This window comes from Clostridiales bacterium (genome assembly GCA_014799665.1).
GTDB lineage: Bacteria > Bacillota > Clostridia > Christensenellales > Pumilibacteraceae > Anaerocaecibacter.
The window spans coordinates 66,208-80,446 of sequence record JAAVHP010000004.1 but is presented as its reverse complement, the minus strand read 5'-3'; the positions used below and the strand labels follow the sequence as shown (position 1 = coordinate 80,446).

The 14,239-nt window shown below is 53.3% G+C and carries 15 protein-coding genes; 4 read left to right on the top strand and 11 right to left on the bottom strand.

All coding sequences use genetic code 11. The features are described 5' to 3' along the window. Positions 1–4 precede the first annotated feature (4 nt). Together HDT28_01070 and HDT28_01065 are read right to left on the bottom strand one after the other, a co-directional pair. Complete coding sequence (locus tag HDT28_01070) at positions 5–679, bottom strand: HAD family hydrolase (GenBank protein ID MBD5131178.1); 675 nt, start codon at positions 677–679, stop codon at positions 5–7. Between the two features lie 69 nt (positions 680–748). Further along, positions 749–997 (bottom strand): helix-turn-helix transcriptional regulator, encoded by a 249-nt coding sequence (locus tag HDT28_01065; GenBank protein MBD5131177.1) that lies wholly within the window; start codon positions 995–997, stop codon positions 749–751. A gap of 112 nt (positions 998–1,109) precedes the next feature. Between HDT28_01065 and HDT28_01060 the strand changes: the two genes are divergently transcribed. After that, entirely contained in the window at positions 1,110–1,445 is a 336-nt protein-coding gene (locus HDT28_01060; protein MBD5131176.1) for a zinc-ribbon domain-containing protein, read from the top strand. Positions 1,446–1,504: 59 nt separating this feature from the next. On the opposite strand, the gene HDT28_01055 is transcribed toward HDT28_01060, so the two are convergent. The 4 genes from HDT28_01055 to HDT28_01040 form a co-directional block, all read right to left on the bottom strand. Then, the gene (locus HDT28_01055) at positions 1,505–2,191 is read right to left on the bottom strand and encodes a DNA alkylation repair protein (protein ID MBD5131175.1); all 687 of its coding nucleotides are present in this window, start codon (positions 2,189–2,191) and stop codon (positions 1,505–1,507) included. An 18-nt stretch (positions 2,192–2,209) separates the two neighbouring features. Next, on the bottom strand, positions 2,210–5,485 hold the full coding sequence (locus HDT28_01050) for a DEAD/DEAH box helicase (GenBank protein ID MBD5131174.1): 3,276 nt from the start codon (positions 5,483–5,485) through the stop codon (positions 2,210–2,212). 91 nt (positions 5,486–5,576) lie between these two features. Continuing rightward, complete coding sequence (locus tag HDT28_01045) at positions 5,577–6,146, bottom strand: aminoacyl-tRNA hydrolase (protein ID MBD5131173.1); 570 nt, start codon at positions 6,144–6,146, stop codon at positions 5,577–5,579. 80 nt (positions 6,147–6,226) lie between these two features. Continuing rightward, positions 6,227–6,436 carry a DUF1858 domain-containing protein gene (locus tag HDT28_01040; GenBank protein ID MBD5131172.1) on the bottom strand — a complete coding sequence of 70 codons (210 nt, stop codon included), beginning with the start codon at positions 6,434–6,436 and terminating at the stop codon, positions 6,227–6,229. Between the two features lie 119 nt (positions 6,437–6,555). Here HDT28_01040 and HDT28_01035 point away from each other — a divergent pair, with 119 nt between their 5' ends. From HDT28_01035 to HDT28_01025, 3 genes are all read left to right on the top strand, one after another. Continuing rightward, a complete protein-coding gene (locus HDT28_01035; GenBank protein MBD5131171.1) occupies positions 6,556–7,194 on the top strand; it encodes a spore maturation protein A in 639 nt (212 codons plus the stop codon). Next, positions 7,191–7,697, top strand: coding sequence for a spore maturation protein (locus HDT28_01030; protein ID MBD5131170.1), 507 nt, complete (start codon positions 7,191–7,193; stop codon positions 7,695–7,697). The genes HDT28_01035 and HDT28_01030 overlap by 4 nt, the downstream gene beginning before the upstream one ends. Before the next feature lie 64 nt (positions 7,698–7,761). Further along, positions 7,762–8,322: a hypothetical protein gene (locus HDT28_01025; GenBank protein MBD5131169.1), complete on the top strand. Its 561-nt coding sequence runs from the start codon at positions 7,762–7,764 to the stop codon at positions 8,320–8,322. Between the two features lie 65 nt (positions 8,323–8,387). On the opposite strand, the gene HDT28_01020 is transcribed toward HDT28_01025, so the two are convergent. From HDT28_01020 to HDT28_01000, 5 genes are read right to left on the bottom strand one after another with little or no spacing between them, the layout of a single operon-like run. Further along, complete coding sequence (locus HDT28_01020; GenBank protein ID MBD5131168.1) at positions 8,388–8,909, bottom strand: peptidylprolyl isomerase; 522 nt, start codon at positions 8,907–8,909, stop codon at positions 8,388–8,390. Positions 8,910–8,940: 31 nt separating this feature from the next. After that, a complete protein-coding gene (locus HDT28_01015; GenBank protein ID MBD5131167.1) occupies positions 8,941–9,837 on the bottom strand; it encodes a tRNA dihydrouridine synthase DusB in 897 nt (298 codons plus the stop codon). After that, a complete protein-coding gene (locus tag HDT28_01010) occupies positions 9,834–10,697 on the bottom strand; it encodes a hypothetical protein (protein ID MBD5131166.1) in 864 nt (287 codons plus the stop codon). Before HDT28_01010 ends, HDT28_01015 begins: the two co-directional genes overlap by 4 nt. Beyond that, a complete protein-coding gene (locus tag HDT28_01005) occupies positions 10,697–12,427 on the bottom strand; it encodes a leucine-rich repeat domain-containing protein (protein ID MBD5131165.1) in 1,731 nt (576 codons plus the stop codon). The genes HDT28_01010 and HDT28_01005 overlap by 1 nt, the downstream gene beginning before the upstream one ends. Then, positions 12,427–14,121 carry a M3 family oligoendopeptidase gene (locus HDT28_01000; protein ID MBD5131164.1) on the bottom strand — a complete coding sequence of 565 codons (1,695 nt, stop codon included), beginning with the start codon at positions 14,119–14,121 and terminating at the stop codon, positions 12,427–12,429. Before HDT28_01000 ends, HDT28_01005 begins: the two co-directional genes overlap by 1 nt. Positions 14,122–14,239: the final 118 nt, after the last annotated feature.

The window sequence follows — 14,239 nt, the reverse complement described above, 5'->3', positions numbered from 1 at the left end:
GTTTTCATTTAATCAGTTCCAAAATTTCCTCTCTATGGCTCGCCGCACCGCCGCCAGCCCACAGTCCGCGAATACCGAACCGTTCCGCGCCGCGCACGTCGGCGTCCATGTCGTCGCCTATCATGACGGCGTTCGATTTATCGAGGTCGTACTCGTCGAACAGAATTTCGTAGAACGCAGGGTCGGGCTTGCGCACGCCGTAGTCCGAACTCAGGCATACCCCGTCGAACTTATCGCTAAGCCCCACGCGCTCTATCTCCTTACGCGTAAACACCGCCTGCGCATTGCTAAGTAGATAAACCTTGCAGCCACGCGCGTGTAGTTCGTCCAAAAGCTCGATCGTGCCGTCGAATAGTTTAAGCTTCTCTATGGAAGCTTCGCGCATTATGCAAAGCGCTTTCGCCGCGTCGTCACGACCGAGCCGTCCGCCCACCGACCGCGCAATACTCTCGAACTGCGTAATGCAATCGCACTCGGGATATTGATACTGCCGCTCGGCTTGCGCGCGCTCGTTAAACAGCTTCCAATACCTGTCGAACTCGAAGCACAGCCTTTTCCAATCGGTCTTAATGCGTTTAGCCCCAAAGAACTCAACGACGGGCGCCCACGCTCTCTCGCAGTGTTCGTCCGTCTTGACCTCTATAAGCGTATTGTACAAATCGAATATAAACGTTTTCATAGTTAGATTATACACGATTTGCTCTTTGGTTGCAAGTTATTATATAAAAAATACCATAAATATACAAAGCTATTTTATCCCAAGCAATTCGTCCGCTGTCACGCCGAAGATTTTACATAAAGCGATAAGTTCTATGTCGGTGACAAACCGCTGTCCGCTCTCTATGCGCTGAACGGCGTTTTTATCGACGTCGATACCGTTAAGCTGCAACGCCTCGGCGAGAATGCGTTGCGACATTTTAGGCGTTTGCTTTTTCCTAAGCTCGTACACCGCCGAGCCGCACACGTTATTCTTATTGCCCGCTTTGTTCTTAAACATCATTCCCTTTTATTTTTGACATTCAGTGCTTGACAAATTAATTATAATACGCTATACTACATAAAATGACACGCAGTGAATGTCATTTTAATATATACACGAGGTGAAAAATATGTTTTGTAAGAATTGCGGCAAAGAAATAAATAACGACTCCGTATTCTGTCCTCACTGCGGTAAGTGTAACGCCGAACAGCAATCCCCCGCCCCATCGCCTAACTATAATAACACGGCAAATTACAGTAGCGACGATAATATATGCGCCATACTTGGATTAGTGTTTGCGTTCCTCATTCCGCTTGCCGGATTAATTCTCTCTTGTATAGGTTTAAAAAAGCCGAAACATCACGGGCTGGCGGTTGCGGGTCTGGTTATCAGTATCATTTTTATTGTCATCGTGTTTATAGCCGCGATTGCATCCGCTTCCGCCGATAGCTACTACTATTATTAAAGCATTAAAATACCCGCGTCGAGATGGCGCGGGTATTTTAATATTGAGATAATTATTGGTTATTTAACTTTCAGCGTTTGCAAATACGCTTTGGTGTCCGCCGACACGCGGTAGCTTTCCCGCGCTTTTTGGAGCGCCTTGTTATGCACGAACTTGGGGAATGTCGGCGAGGTAAACAGTCCTATCGTTTTATCGTAATATTTGACCAAGCATTCGGCAAGCAACCACGCCGCGCCCATATCCACGTAATACTGACCGTAACGCACGCCTTTGAGCGTGTCGAGCACGAAGTCTATCCTATCGTCGGTCAAGCAGTCAAACAGGAAGATTATATAGGTGCGCACCTCGTACTGTCCGTCACAATCGAGCAAATACTTAAAGTCGCTAAGAAATTTATCCTTATCCACCCAGCTTAGGCACGGCGTAACGCAGTCGACGTGCGCCCACGACCCAAACAGCGGAATGAGCGTTTTAAGGTAGTCGCGCGTTTTAGCGTAATCGCCCTTTCGCGCCGCAAGCATACCTATAACCAATACCGTCTCGTAAATCTTTTCTTCGTCGGCGAGAAAGTCGACTATTACTCGATCGCGGTTTTCGAGCGGGATCGATTTGACAATCTTCTTCAATTCGGGCGTTCGCACGCCGATAGTTCTATACTCGCTGTTTACTATGGGATTGTTAAACTCGTCGTATTTTTTATCTACCGCGGCGTAAAGCGCGGCTTTCACTTCCTCGTAAGTAGTCATAATTATCTCCCGTTGATATTACTCGGCGATCAGCCAGTTCATCAGGTTCTTAACGCTGTCGAAAACTATTATAGGGGTCTTGACGGCGGACAGCGTGCCGCCGAATTTTTCGAAGCCGCCTTTTATATCCTTGACGTCGGTGAACTCGATTTTCGCGCCCGACCTAAGTAGCGTTACCGTCACGGCGTTTACGCCCGCGGCGAGGTTTTTGATAAGACCGACGTTGGCGAGGTTGGTAATCTCCTGCGGAACTTTTTCGTACGCTTCTTTTAAACCTTTAAGAAGTTCGTCGCGCTCGGCTTCGGTTTTGAGTCCCGAAATCCTGCGGTACAGCTCGATACGCATTGCGCCGTCGCAATAGTCCTTGGGAATGACCGCAGTGAAGTCGACCTTCATCGTCGGGTCTTTGTGCGCCTTGACCGCCTGACCCTTTATCTCGGCGACCGCTTCGTTTAGGAGTTTACAATACATATTGTAGCCGACGCTCACCATGTGCCCGTGCTGTTCCGCGCCGAACACGTTACCGACGCCGCGTATGCGCATATCCTGCTCGGCGATCTTGACGCCGCTACCGAGCTCGGTATAGCGCGACACAGCCTCTAACCGTTCGAGCGCCGCACCCGACAGCGCCGTTTCGCTGCTGTAAGTGAAGTACACCTGCGCCACTCTGTCCGACCGCCCGACGCGACCCTTTAATTGGTACATTTGGCTGAGTCCCATGTTCTCCGCGCCGAACACTATCATGGTATTGGCGTTGGGAATGTCGATACCGTTTTCTATAATCGTGGTCGCGACGAGCACGTCCGCCTTGCCGCAAGCGAAGTTCTCTACGGCGGCGTTCATGAGCTTTTTATCCATTTGCCCGTGCGCGTACGTGAACTTGATTTCGGGCATCAACGCTTGAAGCTTGCCCGTATACTCGGCGATACCGCCGCCCTTTGCTCCGCCGTTTACGTAGTTGTAAACGATAAACACCTGCCCGCCGCGCGACACCTCGCGGGTCACCGCGTCGACGGTCAGAGCGTCGGAGTACTCGGTAACGTACACCTGCGCGGGGAGCCTCCCGGTAGGCGGGGTTTCGAGCATACTCACGTCGCGAATGCCGCTGAGCGCCATGTGAAGCGTGCGCGGAATGGGCGTTGCCGAAAGCGTCAAAACATTTATGTCGTTTTTGAGATTTTTGATTTTTTCCTTATCTGACACGCCGAACTTTTGCTCCTCGTCGAGGATGAGCAGTTCGAGGTTTTTGAACTTGACCGACCCGCCCAAAAGCTTGTGCGTGCCGCACACCACGTCGATAGAGCCGTCGGCAAGGCCTTTAAGCGTTTTCGCCGTGTCCGGCTCGACGCGCGAGAGCGCACCCACGTTCACGCCGAACCTTTCCATGCGCGCGCGCGTGTTGTTATAATGCTGATGACAGAGCACGGTGGTCGGCGACATGAACGCGACCTGCCCGCCCTGCGAAATGACCTTGAACGCGACGCGGAGCGCGACCTCGGTCTTGCCGAAGCCTACGTCGCCGCAAATCAGCCTGTCCATTATCTTGCCGCTCGAAAGATCGTCGAAACACGCGTCGATAGCGGAAAGCTGGTCGGGCGTTTCGTTGTACGGGAAGTCGGCGGCGAACTCGTCCTCGATCTCGCTGTCCGCGGCGTACTTCTTGCCCCTGACCGTTTCGCGCTTGGCGTACAGCTGCAAAAGGTCGAACGCCATCGCTTTGAGCCGAGACTTGACCTTGGTCTTGGTGCGCTCGAACTCCGCGCCGCCCAGTTTATTCAGCTTGGGGGGATTGTCGGTAAAGTCGTACTTGCTAAGCCGCGCAAGGTTCTCAACCGGCACATACAGCGTGTCGCCGCCCGCGTATCTTACCGTTATGTAGTCGCGCTCGTACTGCCCGAAGTCGACCGCGCCGACCGCCTCGCAAATGCCTATGCCGTGCGTTTCGTGCACTACGTAGTCGCCGGGCTTGGGCAGCTCCGCCATGCCGACGCGCCGCACCGAAGCGAACGGATCGCGCTTCATGCCGACGTTGCGCATACCGATGACTATGGTGTTCGCGTCGAAGAACGCGCCGCCGTCCGCCGTCGGGAAAATGTACTCGACGCCGAAGCAGTCGAGCTGTTCGAGCCCCGCCTTTATGTCCGCGCCTATGCAAACGTTATAGCCGCGCGACTTCCAGCCGTCTATGTCGTTTTTGAGCTCGGCAAAGTTCTTGCCGTACAGCGGAATATCTATGCTCTTAAACTTGTACACCCTGTCGGGCGAGAAAAACCTATTGTTGCTGTCGAACGCGTGGAAACACAGCACCGCGCCGCGCGTGGGCGGAGTTTCCACGAGGTTGTCGGTAACGCAGAACGGCGCTTCGCCCGCCTCGATAAGCCGCTTGGCGCGCGAAGCGTGCTCGCGGTACGCAAACACGCAATTGTCGTATACCGTTTTCGCGTCCTCGATAACTATGGGCAGGTCGCAAAACCTGTCGAGCGTGGTATGCTCGAACAGCGAGAGCACGGTTTGCTCGCCGTCGCTGTCGCCCGAACGCAAGCGCTCCGCCATGCGGTGCTCGACGGGCACGCCCGTGGTCTTGCGCTTTTCGCCTGCGACGAGCAGCTTTTCTATCGCGCTCGAACGGCTCGTGAAAAGCGTTTCGGTCGCGGGGTACGCCGTGAAGCCGTCCAGCTTTTCGCCCGCGCTCTGCGAGGATATATCGAGCTTGCGCACGCTGTCGCACTCGTACCCGAAGAACTCGATACGCGCCGCCTCGCCGCTCGGCGCGCAAATATCCAATATGTCGCCGCGAACGGAGAACTGGCAGGGTTCTTCCACGTGCCCCGCGCGTGTATAGCCTGCGGCGGTGAGGCTGTTAAGTAACTCGTCGGTCTTGTACTTTGCGCCGACCGATAGCTTGACCGCGGCGTTCACCACGCTTTCGCGCGGCGGAAGGATCTGCATAAGCGCTTCGCTCGTTGTGACCACGACCTTGCACTTGCCGCTCGCTATGTTGTAGAGCGCGCGGCACCGATCGCCCGAACGCTCCGCGCCCGATATGAGTATTACGTTGTTTTTGGGAAGCAGTAATTCAGCCGACGGGAAATGCAACGACAGTTCGACGAACGCCGTGCGCGCCGAGATAACGTCGGCGCAAACGAGCATGAACCTGTCGAGCGCACAGCAAAATAAAAGCGCGTCCGAACGGGTCAACCCGAACACGGACGTTCTTTTTCCGTCGTGCACGGCGGCTACGGCTTCGCCCGTTTTGCCGTCCGTGCTTTTAAGAATTTCGCCTATGCTTCGCATGAATAGCCTTTTTCGTTACTTCTTTGAAAAGAAGTAACCAAGAAACTTTTAAATTAAAATTTATCCTTTTTTAATTCCTAATTTCTAATTCTTAATTACTAATTGTAACAGTAAGTTCCTGCCACGGCTTGCCGTTTGCAAAATCCTCGGCATAGTCCGCCGCAGCCGCGAACGCTTTTTGCATGAACGGTTTTTCAACGGCGGGGATATGCGACAAAACGTAGTCGGCAAGCGCCATGTAGTTGGGACGGAAGCCTATACCTATGCGCACCCTTTTGAATGCTTGCGTGCCGAGCTTCGCCAATATGTCGCGCATACCGTTATGCGTGCCGCTCGAACCCTGTTCGCGCGCGCGTATCGTGCCCTTGGGTATATCTATATCATCGTACATGACGAGAATATCGGCGGGCGCTATTTTATAGTACCGCGCAAGATACGACACCGCGTCGCCCGAAAGGTTCATGTACGTTTGCGGCTTGCAAAGCAGTATCTTCTCGCCGCCGCACGAAAAGTCGGTAAGGTCGGCATTGCTCTTTTTATCGTACGCGAACGCAGGCGCGTTAAACCGCGCGGCAAGAATATCCGCCGCGCAGAACCCTACGTTGTGATAAGTATCCCGATAGCTGTCCTCGGGATTGCCAAGACCGACGATAAGCTTCATTTTAATTAGAAATTAGGAATGAGAAATTAGGAATTAAAATCGTCCTATTTAATTTCTAATTCCTAATTCACAATTCCTAATTAGTCTATAACCGCGTTAAGCTTAGCTACGAGCTCGTCAACGTCGTTGCCGTGCGCAGCAGCCGCTTCCGCTACTGTCTCGCCGCGCGAGATGGGGCAGCCCAAGCAGTGCATACCCATATCGAAGAAAACCTGAGCGACCTTCTCGTTGTCGGGAGCGAGGCACAATACGTCGTAGATAGTCATATCCGCATTAACTTTGTTAGCCATGATAATATCTCCTTAAAAATCTTTCGTTAATTAGTATACCCATTTGCACAAAAAAAGTCAATCGTTTGCGCAATAGGTTGTTTCGCATTAGAAAAACCTTTTCGTCATATACATAGCGTATGGCAATGATTTGGTTAATAATGCTCGCGTCGTCGCTCGGGCTGATGCTGTTCACCGACCCCGCGTCGGCTGTCAATTCAATGATAACGGGTGCGCACGGCGCGGTCGAGCTGTCGCTCAATCTTTTGGCGCTGTACGCGTTCTGGCTGGGGTTCTTTTCGCTTATTGAAAAACTCGGGTTATCGCGCGGGCTTGAAAAGCTACTGCGCCCCGTAATAAAACGGTTGTTCCCCTCGTGCGATACCGAAACGCGCAAGTACATAACCATGAACGTATCGGCTAACCTTTTGGGGCTGGGCAACGCCGCAACGCCCATGGCGATCAACGCGATCAACCGCATGGACAAGGGCGACAAAAAAGCGAGCACCGACATGATAATGCTGACCGTCATTTCGGCGACGAGTTTGCAAATCCTGCCGACGACGGTAATCGGTATGCGCGCGACGGCGGGCTCGGCTAACCCCGCCGACTTCCTGCTCCCGTCGCTCGTCGCCACCGTTCTCTCTACCGTGATAGGCATAATCGGCGTAAAGCTGTGCTCTAAGATTTTCGATAGAAAAAAGAAAGAAAAGCCACTCCCCGAAAAACCCGAAAACAAAAAACCGCGCCGCCTGCGCCGAAAGGAGCGCACGGCATGAGCGCGTACATAATTCCCTGCTTGTTTTTAATCGTACTGCTCGCGTCGTTCATTAAACGCAAAGAGCCGTACGGCGGATTTATCGACGGCGCGAAACAAGCGGTCGACCTGACGATAAACGTTTTTCCGTACCTACTCGCCGTAATGGTCGCCGTGGAAGCGTTCCGCGTATCGGGCGCAAGCGCGTACCTTGCCAACGCTCTCGAACCCGTTATGAGCGCGGTGGGTCTACCCAAAGAGCTTGCCGAGCTCATGTTTCTCCGCCCCGTGTCGGGCGCGGGCTCGCTCGCCATACTCGACGGGATATATACAAACTATGGTCCCGACAGCTATATCGGGCGGTGCGCCTCGGTCATCTACGGATCGAGCGAAACGATATTCTATATCTCGACGATCTACTTCTCGCAATCGCACGTTAGAAAACTGCGCTACGCTATCCCCGTCGCACTCGTCGCAACGCTCACCGGCTGCATAACGGGCTGTTATCTCTTGAAGTTTTTTTGATAAACGCATAGCTTTGCCTTTACTTTTAAAGCCGTATGTGGTATACGTAGTATGAGGGAAAGACATGACCGAAAAAGAACTTTTGGACAAAGCAAAAGAATATTATAACGCGGCGCACGAGCTCGATAAAAAGTGCGAGTGGTTCGACGCCGAGCGCGAGTTCGAGATAAGATATATCACGGGCAATACAAAATACTATTGGTCGCTTTTATGCCTTGGCCCATGCGAAAAGGCTTTTATGCAGGAGCGCGGCATATCAGAAAAACCGACTATTCGCTTGTCCGCAAAGAATTACTACAAGCTGTTTTACCGCGACGGCAAGCTGATAAAGGTGGAGAACTATATCGAGGGGATCTTGCGCGGATATTTTTTGTGCTACTACTACGACGGCGCGCGAGTGCTTAAACCGTTCGACCTCTACCGCAAGCCCGAATGGCATTATACGATAGTCACCTTTTTCGGTGACGAAAAGCCTGTGCGCGAGGTTTGGATAACGGACAGCTATAACCAAGTGATATTCACCGATTACCGTTATGCCGATAAAATCTACTACACCTCCGCCAACGTCCTCCCCCATGCTATTTGCGACAGGATCCAAACGTATACGGAAGGCTGTATAGAATAAAATTACCAAGAACAAAAAACGGCGCTTACTTGTTGTAAACGCCGTTTTGGTATTTGCTATTTAATTTACGCTATCGTTATCGTTTTGATAACTATGGGATTGAGCGGAATGTCGGCGTAGTACTGCCAGCTGCCAGTTTTGACCTTGCCGAGCTTGACCGCCGTCTTTACGCTCTCGTCGTCGGCGCATTTGCCGAATGCGGCGTACTCGCCGTCGAGGAACTTGGCGTCGGCTACGCAAATGAAGAACTGGCTGCTCGCGCTGTCCTTGACCTGTGTGCGCGCCATGGATATAACGCCCTTTTCGTGCGAAAGCGGGTTGTTCACGCCGTTGCTCTTGAACTCGCCCTTGATGCTCGCGGTGCGTTTTTCGATGAGCCCTTTGCGCTCATCCCACGCCATGCCGCCGCCCTGTATCATGAACTTGTCGATAACTCTGTGAAAGCAAAGTCCGTCGTAGAACTTGGCGTTGCAGAGCTTGACGAAGTTGTCGACCGTGATCGGCGCGACTTCGGGGTACAGTTCGAGATTGATCACTTCGCCGCCCACGAACTCGATTTTAGCGTTGATTTTCTTTGTAATTTCCATAATATCATCCTCCGATATTTTGTTGGTTATTTTAATTTTGAGCCCTGTCGAGCGCCCGTTTGACTTCGTCTACCGTCGTCGCGGTATGTACACCGACCCGAACTTCCTTGCCGCCTACAACGCTTGCGAAGTAGTGCGATACGAACTTGCGCATTTGTATTACGGCGTATCGCTCGTCGAAGTATTTGAGTAGAAGTTCGAGGTGCTTTGTAGCGACAGCTTTCGGGTTTACCCTCTCACCCCTGAACACCGCGGGGTTGGCGAGCGCCGTCCTACCTATCATGGTCGCCGCGAAGGGTGGGGTTTCCGCTTTCGTGCAGTTCCCGTTTACTATAAACGGTATGCGCGTATTCTTTGCGAGCGCTTTAAGCTTATCGAAGTCGCACTCGCCGCTGTAACGCTGTTCGGCGTATCTGCCGTGCACCGCGACCGCCGCCGCGCCCGCTTCCGTTACGCTCTCTATAAGCTCCGCCGCTTGGTCGACGCCTATCTCGTAGCCGAGCCGAGTCTTAACGGTTATCGGCTTATCCGTCGCGTTCACCAACGCACGAACGATTTCCCCCGCGCGCTCGGGGTCGTTCAACAGCGCCGAGCCGTCGCCGTTCTTGACGATCTTGGGCATGGGGCAGCCCATATTGATATCTATTATATCGCTCTCTATCTCCCCCGCCGCACGAGCGAAGTCGTCGGGGTCGTTCCCGAAAAGCTGAATGCACGACGGGCTTTCCTTGGGCGACAAGCGCATGAGTAACCCCGTCTTTTTGCTGTCGTGTTTGAGCCCGCGCACCGACACCATTTCGGTGACGGTCAGCCCCGCGCCGTACTCGCGGCACAGCTCGCGGAACGCTATATCGGTATAGCCCGCCATGGGCGCAAGCAATGCTCCCGTTATGCGGTACTTACCTATACAAAACCCGCAATCGCTCATAAGCTTTTGATCTTGTTCTTTATCCTTGTATTGAGCTCGACCTCGCCGTCCTTGCCCTCGTCCGCGAGCAGCATTACGCACGCGTCGATAGCGGCGGTGTAATCGTGAGCGTCAAGAGCCTTTTTAAGCTCGGCTTGCGCGTCGACGGCGATACCGCCCTTCTTCATCTTCTTATAAGTCTTTTGCGCATACAGCAGCGACGGGAAACTGTCGGGCAAGCGTTCGAGTTGGTTCTTGACGGTGTCGTAATGCTTTTCCACGCCCTTGTTCTTTTCCCACACGGTGAGCGCCTCGTCGGCGGTAGTTGCGCTGTCGCCCGCGAATATCCACGAGTGACGGTCTATAAGCTTTTTGCTGAGTTCGTCGCACACGTCGTCGAAATCGAACTCGCCCGCGCGCCGCGATATGTCGGAATGTAAAAGCGCCTGCAAGAACACGTCGCCGAACTCCTCGCGCATATTAGGAATGTCGCGCTTGTCGATAGCGTCGACCGCCTCGTACGCTTCCTCTATCATGTTGATGCGAATGGACTCGTGCGTTTGCGCCTTGTCCCACGGACAGCCGCCGTCCTCTTTGGTGAGCATTTCTATAACGCGCACGCAGTCGGCGGCGTTATACCGACCTTTGTCGAAATCGGGCTGCGCCGACAAGCTTACCTCGTTAAACTTGCTTAACGCGCCTACGGTCGACTTTTTGCCGTCCGCCGTTACCTCGGTTTCGGGCGAATAAAGCTTTAACAGTTTAGCCTTTACCTGTTCGCACTTCTCGATTTTTACGATATGCAATGCGAGCGAAGTATCCACTACGGGCAAGCGCAAAAACGTTTCGCCCGACACTTTTAAAATATCGTTTTCGGTCATTATATATCTTCCTCGTCTTTCCGCACCAATCTTCTGCCGTCGTCTTTCAACAGCTCCGCCGCCTGTTCGGGCACGGACAGCGTTTGCGGACTAACTTCCTCGCCGTAGTCGAACTCCCAGCCGTAGATCTCTTCAAACTCGACTTCTTCGAGTTCGTCGCAAAACTCGAACGCGTCGGCTTCTATGCAAGTAACGCTCTTGGGTATTTTGATCTTTTTGAGCTTTTCGCAATCTGAAAACGCCGTGCACCCGATCGATTCAAGCGTATCGGGGAACACGATTTTTTCAAGCTTTTCGCAGTCGGAGAATGCGGACTCCTCGATCACGCGCAAGCCCTTATTGAGCTTGACTTCTACGAACGCGCCGTACGAGAACGCACTGTTTTCTATTACCTGCACCGAGCTCGGCAAGGTTATCGAAGTCAGCTCGCTGTTGCGGAACGCGTGCTCGCCGATTATCTTTATGCTCCCGTCGTCAGGCAGAGCCGTATCGACCGCGGCGCAAATAAGCGTGCCCGTTTCGCGCTCGATAATGCAGTTGCTGTTGGAAACGTATTTCTTGTTCGCCTTGTCGACGGTGATCTTTTTGATATGGTCGCAGCAATCGAACGCGATGTCGCCGATCTTCTCGACGCTCGCGGGAATAAACAATTCCTCGATCTTGGCGTTATCGAACGCCGACGCACCGATCTCCACGCAATCGCTCGGGATATGCCCCGACTTGCCGCCGCGAATAACGACGCGCGACTTCTTGTCGTACAGCGTGCCGTCCACCACGCAGAATCTTTCGTTTTGGGGCGAAATCGTAAACTCTACGTCGGCGCAGAACGAGAACGCGCCTTCCTCTATTTCTTTAAGAGAAGCGGGCAGCTCCACGTGTTTAAGCTCCTCGTCGCCGCCGAACGCGTACTCTCCTATTCTCATCACGCCCTCGGGAATGACGATACTGCTCATCCCGTCGCAACGCTCGAACGCGTAATCGTCTATGCGCTGCACATAGGGCGGAATGACCGCCGACGGCGTGCCGCGTTTGAGCGTGTTATACTCGGTATCGATAAGGCAACCGCCGTCCACCTTGTACTTCTTGTTGGTGGGCGCGACGGTGATCTGCTCGATCGCCGGCGCAGTGGTGAACGCCTGGTCGGCAATGAACGTGACCGACGCAGGGATATGGATCGATTTGAGCTTATTGCACGTAAAGAACGCGAACCCGCTTATCTTCTTGACCGACGGCGGAATGACTATTTCCTCGTCGTCCTTGTCGCCCATATAGTATTTAAGCTCGCCGTTATCGATCTTAAAGTCGCTAAGCTTATTCGGCTTGGGCGGAATATATTCGCCCGTACTCAGCTTGATTTTACCGTCGCCGATCTTAACCGCTTTTTTGTACGCGCCGTCTTTTTCGAGCGGCTTTCCGTCTGCGGTCTTGACCGCCACGCCGTCGAAAGTAACGCCGTGCTTGGAAAGCGCGATACCCAAAAGCGCGAACGGGTTGTTTTTGTCCAGCTTGCTCGCTTTTTTGTAGCCCTTGCCCGCCGTTTTGCGGTCGCCCGAAAACAGCGAGCGGTCGGCGGAGTACAGCTCGCGCCCGAGCTCGACGGAAAGCGGATAGGTCTTAAACTCGCCGCTTGCCACTTTGTTGCCGCACAGCGGACAAGAATATTCGGGCTTGTCGCCTTCGGCGGTGAAGCCGATACCGCATTTTTTACATACTGCCGTTACGTAGTTCATTATAATAGCTCCGTGATATGTTTTTTAACGCGAACGCAAAGTTCTTTCAAAGCGCCCTCGTCGAACGGGCTTTTAAGCCCCGCGCCGTGAGCCAGGTCGTTGATATTCTCCGTGCCGCCCTTTTCGACGAACGCCAAATATTTATCGAGCGCAGCGGGAAAATCGGTCGCCGCAATCTCGCCAAACTGCAATGCAAGGCAGGTCGACAGGCAGTAGTCTATATAGTAGAACGGCGACTGGAAGATATGCGCCTGATACTGCCACCTGCCGCCGTTTGCGTAAAACGGCAGATCGCTCAAATCGATATACGGGCGGAACTGCGCTTCCAGCTTTGTCCACAGCTTGCGGCGCTCCGCGGGGGTCATGTCGGGCTTCTCGTAAACAAGCTGCTGGAAATAATCGACGATAACGCCGTACGGCAAGAAGTTGAGCGCGTCGAAGATCTGCTGATACGTGGCTTCGGCGGCGCGGTCGCCGTAAAAATAATCGTTGTACTTATTGCATAGCGCTTCCATGCCCATGGAATGGGTTTCGGCGGTTTCGTAGCCGCCCACGAACAGGTCGACGTCGATCCCGTTCTCGTACGCGCGCTGGAACGCGTAGGCGTGACCGAACTCGTGCGTGAGTACTCCCACGTCGTCCATAGTGCCGTTGAAGTTGGCGAAGATAAACGGCTGCCCGAAGTCGAACAGCATTTCGGCGTAGCCGCCGCCCATCTTGCCCTCGCGCGCAACGTAGTCGATCGCTTGCGCCGCGCACATATTCTTGAAGAACTCGCCGAGCTGCGGCTTCATGTCGTCGTACATTTTCTGCGCCGCGGCGAACAGATTTTCGGCGGGACCCTGCGGGTCGATATTGCCGCCCGCGATATAAATATCGTTATCGTAAAAATGAATACCGCCGGTAAAGCCAAGGCGCTCGGCAAGCTCTTTTTTGAGCTCGGCAACTACGGGCACGACGCCGCTCAATACCGAGTTGCGGAAAACCTCTATTTCCTTGCGCCCGAACCCGATATGTCCTATGCGAAGATCGCCCATCTCGACGAAATTCTTAAAGCCCATCTTTTTCGCCATGGCGGTGCGGACCTTGACGAGCCTATCGTAAATATCGTCTATCTTGTCCTGCACCGATCCGATGACTTCGCCGATTACGGTTTCCGCCGCCTTGCGCACTGCGCGGTCGGGGTCTTTGGCGAACCCGCGCATTTCGCTGAGCGTGTACTCCTTGCCCTTCCAGGGATAGCGCAAGCCCGCCATGAGCTTGTCGTACTCGGTGACGAGCTTGTTTTCTTCCACGCAGTCGCCAACGATCTTGTCGTCCATTACGCGCAAGCCCGCTTCTATGTTTTGTATTATTATGGGGTTGATAAGCTTAGAGAGCCCCGCCGCGTGCTTCGACCCGACGAGCGCCTTGTTGAACTCCACAAGCTTAGCCGACAGCGCGGGCATATTCTCGTCGTAATAATCTTGCTCGGCGGAATAGAACTCGTTCTTAACGTCGAGCGTGTGGCGTATCGCCGCGAGCGAGCTTTGCGTTGAAAACTTGGTGTAGTACGCGTTGAGCTCGGCACGAATATCGGCAAGCTCCTGCGCCGATTTGGCTTTCTCGATCTTTTCGACGGCCGCTCCTACGTATTCGATCGCCGCGCCCACGTCGGCGCGTTTATATTCGAACTCGGATATTTTCTTGACCATTATTTTGCCCTTTTCGCTTTTTTCTATATTATATATAAAAGGCTCGAAAAAGTCAATAGATTAAAATCGCAAATAAAAAACGGTCGCGCCGTTCTTTCGACGCAACCGCATTTAATTT